The following is a 17,752-nucleotide window of genomic DNA, read 5'->3' as shown; positions in this document are numbered from 1 at the left end:
CCTTTACTACACCCCACGCCCGCCGAAGAAGTCAAACGTGCCGAGGACGAAGTCGATGATGCCGGTGGCGTGGGTACGACCGCGCAGGCGGTAGAGCGACACGTTGGTGGCGCCACGGCGCTGCATGGCGTCGTAGGCATTTTGGGAGTTGAAAAAAAACACCGTATTGTCGGCGTCGCCGTGGTAGAGTCGGGTGGGCGTACGGAGTTTCCAGTCGTGGATGTCGTTGTCCTGCACGGCCTTGATGAAGGCTGCGTCGGTACCGTTTTGCACAGCCGTCTTAAACTCGTCGGTGAGGGCTTCATTGAAGCTCACGTTGATGAGCGCCCCCTGGGCGTTGGCTTTCACGCGGCTGGCATAGGGTTCCTTGAAATAGTAAGACGCCGGACGGTTTAAGCCATAGACGCGGTCGTAGGTTAGTAACACCCACAAATACAGCCGGTTATAATCGATGCTGCCCTGCGTTTTGTTGCCCACGATGTAGCGCATAAACGCGGGCTTATCGTAAGCACCCGCCCCCACGCTCGACGCCACAAGGTTGAATTCCGTCGGGGCCTCTTCTTCCAGTTTCTTTTGCAGGGCCATGGTGGCATAGCCGCCTTCTGAATACCCCGCTGTGTAGAGCCGACCGTTCCAGTTTGTTTTCTGATCGGCCAAAAACTCTTTTGTCGCCCGAAGCATGTCGAGTGACGCTTGCCCTAGACTCCGGTTGTGTTCGTAGGGGTGTGGCAGGTTGTTTGAAGCCCCGTAGCCGATGTAGTCCGGTGCGGCCACGATGTAGCCCACGGATGAAAATACGGACCCAAACTGATACGCTTCGCTGCTTGATTTGTAGTACGACGGCGCCTGGTCGTCGCCGCTGATGGTGCCATGCTGCATGCTGATCAGGGGCAGCGAGTCAGTCGTCATAGGTACCAACACCGCACCCGAAGCTGTTACAGCCTTGCCGTCGGTATTGGTGGTATGGTAGGTGAGTTTGTAGGCCCGGATGCCGTAGCGGGTAAGCAGCCGCAGAAACGAGGTGGCGCCGTTATAGCGATTTCTAAGCTGATCAGACGTGTAGGTGCCCAACAGTTGGGCGTCAATCAGGGTACGTGCCGGGGTGGCCGCCGCCTCAGGCTGCGCCGATTGGCGACAGGCTGATGGTGCCAGTGCAGTCAGCCCAAAAAGAACCGACAACAAGGTGAGTTTGAGCATGAAAAACGAATTGAGAAACGTTGAGAAGTGTACTTAAAAAACACCGCCACAACGCGCTACGTTCCGTTTTCGGTGGTTATCAAGCCGATTTAGCACCGGCCACACCTGGCACGTCACGGAGTGAAAAATAAACGGGAATCCCGCGCTCCTGGGCTAGTTTCACGTCATTGTCAGCACCTGCCGAAGCCCCCTCCAACCGTAGCACCGCATCGCACTTGTCGAGCAACTGATGCGCCACCGGATACTGTATTTCGTTCCAAACGGCATCACCAGGCTTCGTTGACCCACCCAGTCGAATCAGAGGCAGGGCAACCCATTCGCCAATCATAGGCAAATGCCCCGCCCGAAACAGCGGTAGGGCTACCGATTCCAGGTGAGCCAGATTTTGGGCCATCAGCGCCGGATCATCGTTGGTGCCACCCCGATAGGGGGCAGCGATCAGAATCATCATATTATTTCTTGTTTAACTGGTTGATTGTCAAGTAATACAATAGCATGATCGTTTTGCCGTCCATGATCTCGCCGGTCTGAATCATGCGCATGGCTTGTGACAGCGGCAGTTCAAGCACCTCGATCTCCTCTTCATCTACGCCTCCCCCACCCTGCCGGGCCGTGTTGGCGCTATAGTGGGCAATGTAGAAAAACAGTTTTTCCGTCACCGAACCGGGACTCATGTAAGCCTCCAGCACTTTTTGCACATCGGTGATCTGGTAGCCCGTTTCTTCCTCCATCTCCCGCCGAATAGCATAGTCGGGGTGGTCATTGTCGAGCAGACCCGCGCAGGTTTCGATCAGCATGCCCGTGGGGTTACCGTTGACGTAGGTAGGCAGACGAAACTGCCGTGTCAGAATCACGGTGTCGGCTTCCGGGTTGTAGAGCAGTACCGTGGCTCCGTTACCGCGGTCATAGGCCTCCCGCTGCTGCGTGATCCACTCGCCGTTCTTCTGCTGGTAGTCGAAGGTGTAGCGTTTCAGTATGTACCAGTTGTCGGAGAGCAGCTTCTCATCTGTAATACGGATAGCTGGGGCAACAGTTTCGTTCATTTTTGTTTAGATATGTTTATTTTTGAGCAAAAGAAGCCTATCCTAATGAATTTTCAACACCGTAAGCGCTTAATTCTGCAAACTCTTGAGCAGGCGGGCACTGCCGACGTGCATGAACTAGCCTTGTTGCTACAAACGTCGGACATGACCGTGCGGCGCGACCTGATCGAACTCGCCGGGCAGGGGTTGCTATATCGCACCCGCGGCGGGGCCATGCGCCTCGATCTGGCCAACAACCCGGTTCGGTTCGAGAATAAAGTAGCGCAGCGGGTCGAACAAAAAACGCACATTGCCCGCCTCGCTGCCGACACCCTAACCGATGGCGACAGTGTGTTCCTCGACTGTGGCAGCACCGTTTTCCAGGTGTGCCAATTCATTCGCCATAAGCGTATCCAGGTCATTACTAACTCGTTACCTGTCGTGGCCGAACTGATCGGGTCGGTGGTGAAGGTGAATCTGGTGGGGGGTGAGTTAGATGCCGGGCGGCAGGCCGTACATGGCCTCATGGCCGACTGGCACATGCGGCAGTACCGGGCCACAAGGGCTTTTATTGGTGTCGACGGCGTATCGGTGGCTAACGGACTGAGTGCTAATAGCGAGTATGAGGCCAGCACGGCATTGGCCATGGCACAGCAGGCTACCCATACATACCTCCTCTGCGACTCGTCGAAGCTGGAGAAGAACAGCTACTTCCACTTTGCGCCCTTGAGCCTGGTCCAGACGCTCATCACCGATGTAGAAGCCCCACCAGCTTTGATCGATGCCTACCAGGCTGCGGGGCTTACCGTGCTAGTCTGACAATCGGCTTTAGTACGGGTACTATTACTCCACATACTACGTAGAACTAATTCCCCATTTTGTCGACCATACGCTATGCATCTGGCTACCAATGTAAAACACCGACAACCTACTAGACTTATTTTATATACTAATAACTAGCTGATTAGTAGGGCTTAAGCCTTGTTGCTACTGGCAATTTGCAGTGGCTGATCCGGTGTTGGTACGTGTTTTGGCTAATAGATGAGTGAACAATTCACAACGCTATGTCCAACTTCATCATCAATCGTAACACAGCCATTGCTTTGCTGTTGCTTACGAGCCTTACCGCCAGCGATGTGCTGACGAGTTGTAAATCTGTTAAAAAGAACACCAACAAGACTCAACGCGGAGCCGGCATCGGAGCCGCATCAGGGGCCGTGGTGGGTGGCGTTATTGGCCGCAAATCGGGCAACACTGTATTGGGTGCCATATTGGGTGCTACCGTGGGTGGGGCCGCAGGGGCCGTTATCGGTCGTCGGATGGATAAGCAAGCCGAAGAACTGAAGCGCGATCTGCCCAACGCTACTGTAGAACGGGTAGGCGAAGGCATCAAGATCACGTTCAACTCCGATATCCTGTTCGATGTCAACAAGTATGACCTGAAGGATGCCACTAAACGTCAGTTGACCGATTTTGCCAAAACGTTGGATAAATACCCCGACACGGACCTTGTCATTGAAGGCCATGCCGACGCTCAGGGACCAGATGATTACAACCTGAAATTATCGAAACAACGGGCCGATGCCGTTGCCTCTTACCTGCAATCATTAGGTGTGAGAGGTGCGCGAATTGACGAAAAAGGGTATGGTGAATCGCAACCCGTTGCCGACAATTCGACAGAAGCTGGCCGGGCAAAAAATCGCCGCGTTGATATTGCTGTATTCGCGAATGACAAGTTGAAAAACGATGCCAAAGCTGGCAAAGTAGAATAATCACCTAATTATTGGCGCAGGAGATAAATACCTGCGCCATTTTTTACTATGGCAGCGCAACACGCCGACGACCAAAAACAGGTTTACGCCGATTTCAAGGAAGCAGTAAACATGACCCCAGCTGCCATAGAGAAGTGGCTTGACACGCCGGAGTCAAAGGAAGTAGGCCAAAAGAAAGATGGTGCGTCAGAGTCGACCGGTCATCAGTCTGGCAAAAAGATTATCGAGATTCTGCACAAGAAGCAGGCTGAGCTTACTGATGATGATTACGTACACATGCACAAAGTAATTAGCTACGTGAAGCGTCATTCAGCCCAGAAACCAGCCGAAGTTGAAGGCAGTAACTGGCTTTATTCTCTGAAAAATTGGGGGCACGATCCACAAAAAAAGTAAATCAATAAAAAGTAAACAATTAATAGAAACAAATTGTCATTCATTTGTCGATAAGCTGCATTTAGATGACAATCTTCTGTTAATTGACAAAAACAAATTCCGTTATGAACGTGAAAGAAACCCGGGGTGAAATCCTCGACCAACTGAACAAACTGTTGACCAGCGCCCATGACGCCGAGAAAGGCTACCAGGAGGCCGCTGAGAATGTAAAAGACGCCGAACTGAAGAGCCTGTTTCTGGCCCAGTCGCGGGAACGCGCTGAATTCGGCACTGAGCTTGATCGCGAAATCCGCGCCTTGGGTGGTGATCCCGATAATGGCACCAGCCTGGCTTCAGACCTGCACCGCGCCTGGATCAACATTAAGTCGGCCGTGTCGGGTAGTTCAGACAAAGCAGTAGCCGAAGAGTGCCAACGCGGCGACGCTGAGGCCCTGAGTGAATATAAAAGTGTGCTCGAGCAAACCGACGTAGCGGCCAGTACTCGTGAGTTGTTGCTCCGCCAGAAGAGTAAAGTCGAGTCGGCCCATGCAACAATGGGACGCTTGGCTTTGGTAGTGTAGTGAATGGTGGGATCGGAAAGCCTGCGCTCATTGAGTGCAGGCTTTTTTGTTTTTAGGGGTAAACGCTTCTGAACGTTACTAAAACAGCTTCGTGCTCCAGGCTTCGGACGCATCACCCTTCGAAAAATATTGTATCTTCTTTCGACAAAATGGTTTTGCATTGCTGACGCAAGCGTAGGCCTGTGGAGACACAGGCCAGGGTCGCCTGGTCAAGACAACGGTCATAATCTAGCCTCCCATCGTCCTCCATCCCAACATTTCGCCCCGAAATCGGTTTAATCTGTGGTACTCTATACCATTTACAACAACCGTTATGACAACTTCTCCTCACGCTTCGACGGCCACCATACCGTCGCGGCCGGGCCAGCCTTACCCGCTGGGTGCCACTGTCGATGAACAGGGCGTTAACTTCTCTATTTACTCCGAAAATGCCACGGGCGTGTCGCTATGCCTGTTTTCCTCGAAACGCGGTGAGCGCGAAACCCACCGGATCGAGCTGACCGAAAAGACCGAAAACGTCTGGCATATCTACCTCGAAGGCATCAAGGCCGGGCAACTCTATGGCTATCGCGTTGATGGCCCCTACGCCCCCGAAGAAGGCCATTATTTCAACGCCAACAAGCTCCTGCTCGACCCCTACGCCCGCGAAATTCACGGCGTGGTAGGCGGTGAAAACGATGCGCTGGGCTACGACTATACATCTGATGCCGACGACCGGTTCATGCTCATGAGCGATGTCGACAGTGGCAAGGTGGCCCCTAAAAGCGTGGTCATCGACTCGACTGAGTTTGACTGGGCCGACGACAAAGCGCCGCGTACGGCCATGCACAAATCGGTGGTGTATGAGATGCACGTGAAGGGCTTTACCTTCCAGCACCCCACCATCGACGAGTCCATTCGCGGGAGCTACGCCGCCCTGGGTACGCCCGAAGCCATCGACTATTTCAAGAAGCTGGGCATCACGTCTATCGAACTGTTGCCGGTGCATCAGTTTAGCAACGAAAGCTACTGGGGATATAACAGCATCGGTTTTTTTGCGCCCCACAACGGCTATGCATCCAGCGACAACGTGGTGCATGAGTTCAAGCAGATGGTAAAAAACCTGCACGAAGCGGGTATCGAAGTGATCCTCGATGTGGTCTATAACCATACCTCAGAGGGCAACCAATTTGGGCCTACGCTGTCGTTTAAGGGCATCGACAACCGTGTGTACTACCATACTGTACCCGAAGACCCGCAGTATTACATGAACCACACGGGCACAGGCAACACGTTTAACCTGACCCACGCCCAAACGCTGCGGCTGGTGATGGATAGCCTGCGCTACTGGGTACAGGAAATGCACGTCGACGGCTTCCGGTTCGACCTGGCCTCGGCCCTGATTCGCAACCTGGGCGACAACGTGTCGTCGTTTCTGGATACGGCCAACCAGGACCCGATCTTGAGTCAGGTGAAGCTCATTGCCGAACCCTGGGACATTGGCTCGTATCATGTGGGGCAGTTTCCGGTGCGCTGGTCTGAGTGGAACGGTAAATACCGCGACTGTGTGCGGAAGTTCTGGAAAGGCGACGAAGGCCTGGCCCACGAAATGACCCTGCGCACCCTGGGCAGCCCCGACCTCTACGCCGATGGCCGCGGACCGGGCAACAGCGTCAACTTCATCATCGCGCACGATGGCTTCACGCTCAACGACCTGGTCAGTTATAACGAAAAGCATAACGAGGCCAACGGCGAGAATAACAACGACGGCGAAAGCAACAACGAAAGCTGGAACATGGGCGCCGAAGGCCCCACCGACGACCCCGCCATCAACGCCGCCCGCGAACAGCAGAAACGTAATTTCCTCACCACCCTCCTACTCAGTCAGGGCGCGCCCATGTTTATGATGGGCGACGAATATGGCCGTACTCAGCATGGCAACAACAACGGCTACAACCAAGACAGTGAGATCAGCTGGTTCAACTGGAACTGGGATGATAAAAACCAGGCCCTCTTCGACTACACCAGTCAGCTGATTGCCGTGCGCCAGAAGTACCCGCTGCTAAACCGCCGCAAGTTCTATTTGCAGGAAGAAATCGATTGGCTACGGCCTGATGGTCAGCCTTTTACGCCCGAAGACTACGCCAACCCCGACACCCGCTGTCTGGCCCTCTGGATCGACGGAGCACGGGTAGAAGAGCAGGATGAAACAGGACAGCAGATCAGCGACACCGACGAAGGCAAGAGCAAGCTGCTCTGGGTCATGAACAGCTACTGGGGCGAAATTCCCTTTACGCTGCCCGCCCCCCACAAGTCGCGGACGCACTACGAAGTGATCGTAGACACCGCCGCCGGCGAAGTAGAGTCCGGCAAGCGCATCGACGTGAAAACCCCCTTCGTAGTACCCGGCCGCAGTTCGGTATTGCTGAGAATGGTATAGGTGAAAGAGCCAAGAGGTGAGAGCCAAGAGCCAAGCTGGCTGACGCAAGCGTATTCCTGCGTCAGCCAGCTTGGCTCTTGGCTCTCACCTCTTGGCTCTTTTATTCTACCAACAACACCTTCCTCGTGGTGCGTTGGTTGTTGTGGAGGAGGGTAAGGAGGTAGTAGCCGCGGGGTATATCACGGACGGGGACCGAGATGGTCTGCTGACCGGTGGCGTGCGGGTGGGTCTGTTTAAGCACCGAAATGCCCGCCAGGCTGTTGAGTTGCAGGTTCGCTTCGCCGGCTTCGGTGGCCAGGAATTTCACCGTCAGCTCATGCTGAGCCGGAATGGGGTATACCTGCACCTGGCTTGTCACCTCCTGCGTGAGCGATTGAACCACGGGTTCGCTGTCTGCCGCTATCCGCGATGAGGCCGAGCCGGGATATAGCCGAACTTGCGGGATAACCTGCTGACCCTGACCCGGATACGACCATTTCAGTTGCGCCATGGCCCCTACCGCGCTTTCGTAATACTCCATTCGGATAGCGTATTTCTGCCCCGCTACCAGGCTGATACCCTGACTGTTGTCAGTAGTGGGGGGGTGGTCGTTCCAGTTGTCGATCACCAGGTTGTTGTTCACCCACAGGCGTACGCCATCGTCGGCGGTGGTGGTAAAGACGTAGTTGCCGCTTACGGGTGCTTCCACGAGGCCAGACCAGCGGATCGAGAAGTTATCGACGCTGATGCCGTTGGCGGGTGAGTTGGTATCCCAGTTAAAATCGATGGTAGCGTCGGTGCGGGAGAGAACACTGGGAGCCGTTAACGTCTTGTTGTTAAAGTAATTACCCAACAAACCAGTGCCCGTACCACCTGCTGGTGGGGGTGATCCACCACCCACCCGGTAGAACGCCGATGCAGGAATGGTTTGTTTGCCGATGCCGGGGCCACTGTAGCTTACCACCAGGTTTTGCCCGCCGCCACCTTCAAAATAGGGGATGCTGATGGCATGTTTACCGGCCTTTAAACCAATGCTGCCGCTGCGCTCCTGCTCTGGATGCCCTCCGTCGTTGTCGACCACCTGCGTGGTGCCGATGTATAGTTTACTACCGTCATCCGAGTACGTATAGAACGTATACTGCCCGTCGGTAGGTACGTTCACATAGCCTTTGAAGAGCAAGCCAAAGTTGTCTTCCCGGTTGCGCTGACTAAGATCAGGCTGCCCCGCCTGCCCCGACTTTACAGACGTAAGCGTACTAAATTCAGGCAGTTGACTCCAGCTACCTTCATAATACCCGTAGTCAAGGCCATTAACGGCGTTGGCTGGATTCTCCGGGTCGCGCAAGTTCGAGGCGGGCGGGGGTGAGCCAGCACCCACCCGAAAAAAAGCCCCTGCCGGAATAATCTGTTTGTCAATGCCGGGTCCACTGTAGCTCACGCTCAGGGCCTTGCCCCCGCCACCCTGCAAGTACGGAATCGTGATGGCGTGACGGCCCGCTTTCAGGCCGATAGTACCGCTCCGCTCCTGCTCGGCATGACCAAAGTCATTGTCTACCACCTGCGTAGTGCCGATGTAGAGTTTGCTGCCGTCATCAGAGTAGGTGTAGAAGGTATACTGACCATCGGTGGGAATGTTGATGTAGCCCGTAAACTTCAGTCCGAAGTTGTCCTCTCGGTTGCGCTGACTCAGATCGGGCTGGCCTGTTTGCCCCGACTTAATAGGCGTCACGCCCGTCAGGTCCGACACCTGCCCCCAGGCCCCTTCATAGTAGCTATAATCTAGCCCCACCACGGCGTTGGACGGATTTTCCGGGTCGCGCAGGTTGGCTGGCGGCGGTGGTGGCGGCGTGCCAATCCGGTAAAAGGCCGACGCGGGAATAACCTGCTTGCCAGTGCCTGGGCCGCTGTAGCTCACGCTCAGGGCCTTGCCCCCGCCACCCTGTAAGTAGGGAATCGTGATGGCGTGACGGCCCGCTTTCAGGCCGATAGTGCCGCTCCGCTCCTGTTCGGCATGACCAAAGTCATTGTCTACCACCTGCGTAGTGCCGATGTAGAGTTTGCTGCCGTCATCAGAGTAGGTGTAGAAGGTATACTGACCATCGGTGGGAATGTTGATGTAGCCCGTAAACTTCAGTCCGAAGTTCTCTTCTCGGTTGCGCTGACCCAGGTCGGGCTGACCCGTTTGCCCCGACTTAATAGGCGTCACGCCCGTCAGGTCCGACACCTGCCCCCAGGCCCCTTCATAGTAGCTATAGTCTAGCCCCACTACGGCGTTGGCCGGGTTTTCCGGGTCGCGGAGTGGGGCGGGCGGCGGGGGGCTGTCTACCTTCAACAGCACCACCGAGGTGAACGCCGCCAGCGTTATCTGGTTAGTGTAGAGCGTATTGCGAGCGTCACGGTAGTTGCCGCCCAGCGAAATCGTCTTATCGCTACCCGTATCGTTATACTCCAGCCGAAGGTAGTCGTTGGGGTTTTGCATAGCCGGGTTGTACGTAATTGGGCTGTTGGTCGAACCGGCATCCTGTCCCGAACGGCTCTGCCAGTCGGCCAAGGGGCGGTCAGCCCCGATCAGGTTGCCGTTTACGCCATAGACAATGCGAATCTTGTTGTTATCGTCAAACGGTCTGGCATATACGTTATTGCTGTACTGCCCGTAGTTACCCAGATCATTCAGGTGCGACTCATATTTGGCCACGAGTTGGTCGGTCGTGCGGCTCACGAATACGTTGTTCTGAATGACGTTTCCGTTAGGCGAACACGAGTTTGGAATGCTCGTCATTGAGAGTTGCGCCTCGCCATTGTTGTAGGACGTATTGTTCTTCAGCTGCACCGCCGACGAGCCGTGCAGGTAGATACCCAGTCCTTTACAGTTAAACACGGTGTTACCCGTTACCTCAATGTTGGTCGTACAGTCGTCGAGGTAGATGCCGTTGGCCCCCGAATAAGCCCCGCCGGGTGTGCCCTCCGCCGTGCCAATGCCGTTGAAAACAATGTTGTTCAGTAGCCGTACACCGCTCATGGCCTGATGGTTGCCGTTCCAGATATACAGCCCGCCGCCGTCGCTTTTGGTGACGCAGAAGTTCGACACACGGTTGCGCTGCAGCGTGGTGTTGTTGGCAAAATTGACCCCGTTATACCCAATCTGATCAATCACATTATTCTCAATCAGCGTGTTGGTATTCGATGCCGACTGGAAACCGGTGTAGGTACCGTCGCCGCTTTTGCCCCGGCCCGGCACCAGGCCAATGCGCTGCATAGTGTTGCCCCGAAAGGTGACGTTCTGGTAAGTACCAATGGCAAAACCATTGTTGTTTACGTCCTGAATCAGACCGTTTTCCATTAATACAGCATTGCCGCTCCCCTTAATCAGGACCCCATCTTCGCCTGCGTTGGTCACTTCCACGCCCGACAGTGTAATGCCTGATCCGTTGTTAATCAGTAAGTTAGTACTCAACGCCTGCGTGAGCTGTAGGTTGCGGAGCGTAACGTTCGAGACGCCGTTCAGGTTGACGGCTTCGCTATAGGCCGTGGCCGTGATCGTCTGCCCGTTGGGATCGCTGCTGTCATATATCCGCAACGTTTTATTAGCCGGATTATAGTACCACTCGCCCGGTTGGTCGAGCGTGGCGGGGTGATTCTGAATGAAAAACCCGAAACCGTCGGCTATGTCGTAGCTGCTGTTGTTGCTGAGGTTCAGACTTTTACCGTTTTGCTGCGTGATGGTGGCCCGATCCATGATCCACTGCGTACTGCGCATAACGGCTTCACCCCCGGTCCAGTCAATGCCGCCAAGATCGTCTTTGCTGTCGAGTTTTCCTTTACCAGTATGCGACTGAATGGTGAGGTAGCCCCGGTTGGCAGCATTCAGGTTCGGGTAACGGCCCAACGGCAGGGCCGAACCGTTTTTGTAGACCCCCGTGGTGCGGCTACCCAGGTCGATGTTTGCCTGCCAAGTGTTGTTGCCTACGTTGCTCCAGTTGGTCACCGGCACCGCACCCGTCAACACGGGCTTGTTGCCCGACCCGAATGCGTCGATGGTGATTGGCTGACCGGCGTTGCCCGACTGCCGAATCAGCAGGGTGCCCCGGAAGGTGTCGCCCCGCCGAAACAAGACCTGATCGCCGGGTTGCAGCGTCAGGCTATTGACCTTATTGAGGGACTGAAATGCATTGTCTGCTGAGCGCCCTCCGTTGCCGTCATTACCCGAACTGGCAACGTAATAGGTGATTTGTCCGGCAACAAAAAAAGCATTGCCAAAGACGAGCAAGGCGATGAATCCGAACGTAACAAGTGGGCTGACTTTGGGGTGGTTGGGTTTCTGATGATGCACAGGAAGAGCGTAATCATGAAGATGGATGAAGAGACCAGGCACGAGCTTCTGAGTAAAAATACCCTTGTTGTTCTGTAAACTTAGTGTGTTAAAACCATTCGATCAAATTATATTTTTTATTTACTGAATGGATGTGACGTTTTTTTTAACAGCGAACAAACTGATTATCAGTGTGTACTAACAAAAAACAGGCCAATTTTTAACGCGGCAAAATGCTTGTGTAATATAATATAACTACCCAACTTACCTTATTGTATATGTTTTTTTACTTTGTGAAAAGTTTTTATTTTTAGAACCTAACCAGCTGATTTTGTTATTGTTATTGGCTAAATTATGCACCCACGGTATGTAATTAATCTACTTACAAAAAAAATAGTACTGGTGGAAGGCAGCTTCTTTAAGCCCTATTCTTTACTGCAATAAGTCAATCACTAATTTCGGCCGCTAACCTAAGTCAGGTCAGCTGTCAGGAGTTGTGTAAACCACAGGCCCCCACTATTGCCAACTGTCAGGCGTGAGGCCGACAGTTGGCAATAGTGGGGGCCTGTAAATCGGGCGGATTCAATACTGTTTTTATCGCGCAGTTGGTAAGGCTAACTAAAGTTTATAGCTGCTCTTTACCACACCAAACCACAGGCTGTCGGGTAGCAGCTTACGCAGGCGCAACAGCAAAGGGGCGGGTGCGCCTACGGGATAACGCAGTTTCCGACTGCCGTCGGTGGCGGCTTTATAGATGGCGGCAGCCACCAGTTCGGCCGATTCGCCTTGGGCACCACTCTCCTGGTTTACTTTGTCGCACTTGGCCACGAATGCATCATAAGCGGCTGTACCCATAGGCTTTACCATCTCACGACCAGCTCCGTAAAATTCGGTTTTGATAGCCCCCGGTTCAATTAGCTTGAGCCTGATATTGAACGGGTTCAGTTCATATTGCAACGATTCGGTAAACCCTTCCACAGCCCATTTGGTGCCATGGTAGATGCTGAACAAGGGAAACGCCAGCTGACCACCCATAGAGGCAATCTGAATGATGGTGCCGCCACCCCGCTGCCGCATGTGCGGGATGAGGGCGCGGGTCATGCGCATAAGGCCAAAAACGTTGGTGTTGAACTGCCGCTCGATGATCTCGTCGGTCATAGCTTCAAACACACCATCCACGCCATAACCTGCATTGTTCACCAGCACGTTCACCTGACCAAAGTCGGCTAGGATGGCCTGTAGCGCCGTATCGATGGATGTCGTATCGGTCACGTCGAGAGGGTAGAGACTTACGCCCGGCCAGTTTTGCATGTCTGTTTCTCTGGCGGGGTTGCGGAGGGTAGCCGCTACGCGCCAGCCGTTGTCGGAGAATGCTTTGACGGCAGCCCGGCCAATGCCGGATGATGTACCAGTGATGGCCACGGTACGGGAAGATGAAGCGATAGACATGAAATATATTGGTTTATGATGAAAAAATATTCAGCAAATAGGCAAAAAAAGCTGATCGATTCAGCCCGTTGAAGCGTAGTTGTTATCGTTTAACTCCGTCCCAGATCACCGAGAAGGTAATATCCCAGTCGCTGTCGCTGACGGACTGCCCCGTAAAATGCGCCTGCTTGGCCAATTCATCGAGCATACCACACACGAGCGTCAGGAGCAAATCGGGGTTAGCGTCTTTAATGATCATTTGCTGCTGACCGGCCACAATCAGGTCATAAACAGGCTGCATGACAGTGGTTTCTTCGGCCCGCAGACCGTCGCTGAGGACGTAGTAGGGCGACCGGTAATACTGCTCAAAAAAGGCGGTGTAAGCAGGATTATTTAGGTTGTCATCCAGGTAGTTACGGGTTATTTTCTGAATCTTCACCCGCAGCGGATCACTCGCCTCGATGCCCGCGTTGAGGTCGCTCAGACTTTTGCGGAGCAAGTAAGCATAGAGCCGGGTGATCAGGTCAGGCTTATCGGCAAAATAAATGTAGACCGTGCCCGTAGCCACGCCCGCTTCTTTGGCTAGTTCCGACATTTTCAATCCAGCCAAACCCGTCTGCATAATGAGTCGCAGGGCAGTGTCGAGAATGAGTTGTTCTTTGGCTTCGTCTTTGGTGCGCATGATCTGTTGGCGAATGAGCACCACAAAGTAAGCTGAATAAAAATTCATCTGCAAAAGATTTGTGAATTTTTATTCAGCTTAGTCAATCGTTCCATACAACACCCAGGCTGCCCTTCACGGGAGATCATTGGTACACCAGGGGCCAATGCCGGTGCCGATAATAATGGTTTCGCCCCGCGATCCTTCAAAATGTGGGTAGCGAAACGGGTCAACGCCGTCGATAAGCAGTAGCAGGCATACACGCAACAGGTTCATGGTCATTCGTTTTGGTTGCTGACCAAAAGTAGAACTGACGAACGGCCCTGGAAACCCGGTTCTTGCGATGTTGAGCAACTCAGTCAGCCAACGGCGTCGAGAAACTGTCGGCGGTAGCGGTCGCCAATTGGTACGGACACCGTACCCAGACAAACCATAGTGGGCTGGTATTCTGTGACTTCCGAGAGGGTTACGATATAGGACTTATGCACACGGATGAACTGATCGGCGGGGAGCAACGTCTCCAGATGGGTCATCGTTTCGGTGGCCAGCAGCAGCCGACCGTCGCGCAGAAACACCTTCACATAGTTGCCGTAGGCCTGCCAGTAGCGCACATCCGCCAGCATTACTTTCACTATTTTCTTGTCTACTTTCAGAAAAAGGAACGTGGCCGCCGCAACAGGCTGGCTGGTTGATTCGGCTGGCTGCGCCCGGCCCAGAGCGCGGTCAATAGCCCGCAGAAACCGGGCAAATGAAAAAGGCTTGACCAGATAATCGACGGCTCCCACCTCGAAACCATCGAGGGCATAGTCGGAGAAAGCCGTTGTCAGGATGACCTTGGGCGGCTTCGATAGGGATCTGATCAGTTCAATACCAGATACCTGAGGCATTTTTATGTCGGTAAACAGCAAATCGACCGGTTCGGTATGGAGCACGGTCAGGCCCGACAGCGCGTCGGGGCAACTGGCCACCAGCGTAAGGCTGGGAAGCTGACCAATAAACTGAGTCAGCAGGTCACGGGCCAGGGGTTCGTCATCTACAATCAGGCAGCGGAACGTCATAGCTGTATGGCGAGCGTGGTTTTATACGTCAATGGCTGGTCATCGATAGCAAGCTGATATGTGTTGGGATACAGCAGCGCGAGCCGCTGCCGTACGTTAGACAGCCCCGTGCCTGTGTTGGGCGAAGCGCCTGTCAGGTTAAGGTGGTCTGGAAAGAATGGCTCCGCAGGTTTGCTGTTTTCGACTTCAAAAAACAAGTCCCGATCCTGCACCGCCAGCGTCACCGCTACAAACACCTGCCCTGTATCTGTCTCAACACCGTGTTTAAAGGCATTTTCCACGAAGGGAATCAGCAGCATGGGAGGCAGTTGAACCGTTGCCACTGGTCCCTGTACTACAAACGTGATCACGGCCCGTTCTGTGCTCAGCCGGAGGCGTTCGAGGGCAATATATTGATCAAGGTAAGCCACTTCCTCCGTTAGCAGAACCCTGTCGGCATGATTGGTCGTAAACAGGTAGCGCATCAGGTTAGCCAGACCCAACACCACATCGGGGGCCTGTGGCGACTGGTTTAGGGTAAGGGTGTAGAGGTTATTGAGCGTATTGAACAGGAAATGAGGGTTCACCTGCGCCTTTAGCCGGTCTAGTTCCAGCCTGTTTTGCTGGCTCTCCAGTTGCAGCAGTCGGTTGTGGGTTTTCTGCCGATGCACATACTGGTCGATAAAGCCAAACGCGAAGGCCAGCGTATAGAACCGGGCAATCAGAAAAATGAGGGGTGGCTTTTCGAGGGTTACGAACTTGAAGAGCCAGGTACCTGCCCAGGCATAGGGCAGCAGCACAACCAGCGTGAGCAGGAGGTAAGTCAGCCGCTTGCCCGTAAAGAAAAACCGGGGCAGAAAATAAAGCCCATTCGCATAGACGGGTAGCCCAAAATAGACCCAGCCAAATCCCACCGCCAGCACGGTTCCCCCTACCGACATACGTTCGAGGTAATACGGGACGGGCGGGAGCAGAAACAGCCCCCACAGCAGCAGGTGGGCAATAATCAGGGACGTGTCTGGTCGGCTGCTCCATTTCATACAACAATATTACCCAACAAAGTCCGGCTCTGTCACCCAACAGGAAGGGTAAATGACAAACGGCTGTTGAGCCTAAAATCTGGGCGTTCGTCCTGTTTTAGACGGGTTTATCACTTCAGTTTGATAGCCGAAGCACAGGCCGCTTCTTTTGGCTAGCAATCAATGCCGATTTCATGAAACACCTCATCACCACCGCGTTTTTACTGCTGACCATCCTGACTGCTCAGGCACAGGTCGACACGATCAATACCGCCAACCTGAAGCTGAATATGGCTGCCTGGCGCGACACGAAAGCCAGCTATGCCGTATTCTTCGAAGACTCATTGGGTAAGCGGCTCTCCTCGGCCGATATCTGGGACCGCACCCTGCGCCGAACCACCGTGGCCGGTCGACCCCAGTATCAGTTTGTCTGGGACTGGTTTCACCGCGATTCGCTGATGGCCCACGTCACGGCTACTGGGCAGTGGCCTTCGCTGGCCCCGCTTACTCACGATGCGGTGTACACCAGGCGCGGGAAACGAAATTTTGTGTTCAACAACACCGTCGTGACCATCCCCGATTCGGCCTGGCGAACGGCAAAAGACAGTTCGTTCAGGGTCATCACCCAGCAGGCCGCGTTCGAGTTTCCGATGGATCTGGAGATTTTTGCGCTGCTACCCTTCCGCAAGGTGGGTCAGCAATTTGCCATAGCCTTTTATGAGCCGGGCAGCCCTACGTCTGCCTATTATGCCCTGCGGGTAACGGATCGCCGGAAACTCCCGCTGCCCGGTCAGGCCACGCTCGACTGCTGGTTGCTGCGCATCGACTACCGGCCGGATTCCTACGCCACGTTCTGGATCAGCGACAAACCCCGCGAGGTAATCAAAATGAGCGAATACTTCCGTGGCCGCTACCGCTACAAAGTGAAGTTATACTGAGCGTTCGGATTATTTTTCTCATGCTGGCAACACCCGGAAGATGATAAAAGCGTGGATACGGGATAAAGGAGAAAACACCTTTTCATGACGTATCAGGAACCGGCCGACCTCAAAAGGGACCCCAAACTCGTGAGCCTTTCCCCACCCGAAGCCCAGGTATGGCTGGCGTTCGACCACAGCATCGAGCGTGAAGACGGTCAGATTCCCCGCAAATACCGGGAGTTGATGGCCGTGGCGGCCTCGCTCACGGCTCAATGCGCCTACTGCATTGACCAGCACGTGCGGGCGGCCAAACGGCTGGGCGTTACCCCCGCTGAAATCGCCGAAGCTGTTATGATTGCGGCCGAGCAGGCACCGCTCAGTCGTCGTGCTGCCGGAGCAGGTCGCGGCCATGGCGGCGGGCTTGCTCCAGGCATTTGTACTTCTGGTTCTGGGCCGTGTGCCGGTTGGCGTAACCGGCCGTATCGATGGATTTACGCTGGAAAAACAGGGCCGTGAGCAGGCGGTAGAGAAACGTGAAGCCGGTCGGCTCATTGGCCCGTAGCTGCGCTAACACGTGTTGATCAGACGGCGTTGTTGCGGTGGTCATGTGGGGTGAGCTGGTCAGTGGGTGGCAGACTTACGGGCGGTTAATTTACGCATTCCACGCAGCAGACTGTACCCCACGCTACTGGTGATGCAAAGCGGGCAAATGCCAAACCGAAAGAAAAATAAGGCTACCTGCTTGTACCAGGGCAGGTTCACTGGCGTAATGGGACAGCTGGCGCCGTCGCCTTCATACTCCTGAATGTTCCAGATGTTCATGGTCCTATGCGTTAATGAGTGAGTCTTAGCTGCGGCCAAACAGCATATACAGGCAGCAGATTGTGATTAGGCAGGCGGCTATAAGCAATAGTTTGATAGGTGGCTTTTTCATGAGCATGATCTGATTAAACGAACCCACTAGCAGGCCCGATACTCCTTAATCACATTATGGCTCATTTATCACCCGCTGCCGCTTACTATTTTCTAACTAAAT

17 protein-coding genes and 1 pseudogene are annotated in these 17,752 nt (G+C 54.2%); 7 read left to right on the top strand and 11 right to left on the bottom strand.

The genetic code is table 11. The features are described from left to right. Nucleotides 1-6 precede the first annotated feature (6 nt). From J2I48_RS00265 to nudK, 3 genes are all read right to left on the bottom strand, one after another. On the bottom strand, nt 7-1,197 hold the full coding sequence (locus tag J2I48_RS00265; RefSeq protein ID WP_207333376.1) for an alpha/beta hydrolase family protein: 1,191 nt from the start codon (nt 1,195-1,197) through the stop codon (nt 7-9). Nucleotides 1,198-1,276: 79 nt separating this feature from the next. Further along, nucleotides 1,277-1,648: a DUF4406 domain-containing protein gene (locus J2I48_RS00260; protein WP_207333375.1), complete on the bottom strand. Its 372-nt coding sequence runs from the start codon at nt 1,646-1,648 to the stop codon at nt 1,277-1,279. Nucleotide 1,649: 1 nt separating this feature from the next. Further along, the gene (gene nudK / locus J2I48_RS00255; protein WP_207333374.1) at nt 1,650-2,240 is read right to left on the bottom strand and encodes a GDP-mannose pyrophosphatase NudK; all 591 of its coding nucleotides are present in this window, start codon (nt 2,238-2,240) and stop codon (nt 1,650-1,652) included. 45 nt (nt 2,241-2,285) lie between these two features. Between nudK and J2I48_RS00250 the strand changes: the two genes are divergently transcribed. The 5 genes from J2I48_RS00250 to glgX all read left to right on the top strand — a co-directional run bounded on the left by J2I48_RS00250 (nt 2,286) and on the right by glgX (nt 7,363). Beyond that, a complete protein-coding gene (locus J2I48_RS00250) occupies nt 2,286-3,038 on the top strand; it encodes a DeoR/GlpR family DNA-binding transcription regulator (protein WP_207333373.1) in 753 nt (250 codons plus the stop codon). A 245-nt stretch (nt 3,039-3,283) separates the two neighbouring features. Further along, nucleotides 3,284-3,991: a YiaD family glycine zipper/OmpA-like lipoprotein gene (locus J2I48_RS00245; protein ID WP_207333372.1), complete on the top strand. Its 708-nt coding sequence runs from the start codon at nt 3,284-3,286 to the stop codon at nt 3,989-3,991. A gap of 48 nt (nt 3,992-4,039) precedes the next feature. After that, nucleotides 4,040-4,384 carry a DUF3140 domain-containing protein gene (locus J2I48_RS00240; protein WP_207333371.1) on the top strand — a complete coding sequence of 115 codons (345 nt, stop codon included), beginning with the start codon at nt 4,040-4,042 and terminating at the stop codon, nt 4,382-4,384. Between the two features lie 104 nt (nt 4,385-4,488). After that, entirely contained in the window at nt 4,489-4,944 is a 456-nt protein-coding gene (locus J2I48_RS00235) for a ferritin-like domain-containing protein (protein WP_207333370.1), read from the top strand. Between the two features lie 313 nt (nt 4,945-5,257). Then, nucleotides 5,258-7,363, top strand: a complete 2,106-nt coding sequence (gene glgX / locus J2I48_RS00230; protein WP_207333369.1) for a glycogen debranching protein GlgX — start codon at nt 5,258-5,260, stop codon at nt 7,361-7,363. A gap of 100 nt (nt 7,364-7,463) precedes the next feature. On the opposite strand, the gene J2I48_RS00225 is transcribed toward glgX, so the two are convergent. The 6 genes from J2I48_RS00225 to J2I48_RS00200 form a co-directional block, all read right to left on the bottom strand. Beyond that, nucleotides 7,464-11,672 carry a PA14 domain-containing protein gene (locus J2I48_RS00225; protein WP_207333368.1) on the bottom strand — a complete coding sequence of 1,403 codons (4,209 nt, stop codon included), beginning with the start codon at nt 11,670-11,672 and terminating at the stop codon, nt 7,464-7,466. A 597-nt stretch (nt 11,673-12,269) separates the two neighbouring features. Continuing rightward, entirely contained in the window at nt 12,270-13,100 is an 831-nt protein-coding gene (locus J2I48_RS00220; RefSeq protein ID WP_207333367.1) for an SDR family oxidoreductase, read from the bottom strand. Nucleotides 13,101-13,182: 82 nt separating this feature from the next. Then, nucleotides 13,183-13,809: a TetR/AcrR family transcriptional regulator gene (locus J2I48_RS00215; protein WP_229375682.1), complete on the bottom strand. Its 627-nt coding sequence runs from the start codon at nt 13,807-13,809 to the stop codon at nt 13,183-13,185. A 66-nt stretch (nt 13,810-13,875) separates the two neighbouring features. Beyond that, a complete protein-coding gene (locus J2I48_RS00210) occupies nt 13,876-14,016 on the bottom strand; it encodes a hypothetical protein (RefSeq protein WP_207333366.1) in 141 nt (46 codons plus the stop codon). 83 nt (nt 14,017-14,099) lie between these two features. Further along, entirely contained in the window at nt 14,100-14,798 is a 699-nt protein-coding gene (locus J2I48_RS00205) for a LytR/AlgR family response regulator transcription factor (protein ID WP_207333365.1), read from the bottom strand. Continuing rightward, complete coding sequence (locus J2I48_RS00200) at nt 14,795-15,817, bottom strand: sensor histidine kinase (RefSeq protein WP_207333364.1); 1,023 nt, start codon at nt 15,815-15,817, stop codon at nt 14,795-14,797. Before J2I48_RS00200 ends, J2I48_RS00205 begins: the two co-directional genes overlap by 4 nt. Before the next feature lie 173 nt (nt 15,818-15,990). Here J2I48_RS00200 and J2I48_RS00195 point away from each other — a divergent pair, with 173 nt between their 5' ends. Together J2I48_RS00195 and J2I48_RS28170 are read left to right on the top strand one after the other, a co-directional pair. Beyond that, nucleotides 15,991-16,734, top strand: coding sequence for a DUF3108 domain-containing protein (locus J2I48_RS00195; RefSeq protein WP_207333363.1), 744 nt, complete (start codon nt 15,991-15,993; stop codon nt 16,732-16,734). Between the two features lie 84 nt (nt 16,735-16,818). Beyond that, nucleotides 16,819-17,022: pseudogene (locus J2I48_RS28170) on the top strand (carboxymuconolactone decarboxylase family protein); the annotation flags it as partial. Nucleotides 17,023-17,092: 70 nt separating this feature from the next. Here the strand turns inward: J2I48_RS28170 and J2I48_RS28165 are convergent. Next, a complete protein-coding gene (locus J2I48_RS28165) occupies nt 17,093-17,323 on the bottom strand; it encodes a hypothetical protein (RefSeq protein ID WP_229375755.1) in 231 nt (76 codons plus the stop codon). A gap of 14 nt (nt 17,324-17,337) precedes the next feature. Next, nucleotides 17,338-17,538, bottom strand: a complete 201-nt coding sequence (locus J2I48_RS00185) for a hypothetical protein (protein ID WP_207333361.1) — start codon at nt 17,536-17,538, stop codon at nt 17,338-17,340. Between the last annotated feature and the right edge of the window lie 214 nt (nt 17,539-17,752).

This window comes from Fibrella aquatilis, assembly GCF_017353255.1.
Lineage (GTDB): Bacteria > Bacteroidota > Bacteroidia > Cytophagales > Spirosomataceae > Fibrella > Fibrella aquatilis.
This window is presented reverse-complemented; position numbering and strand designations above follow the sequence as displayed.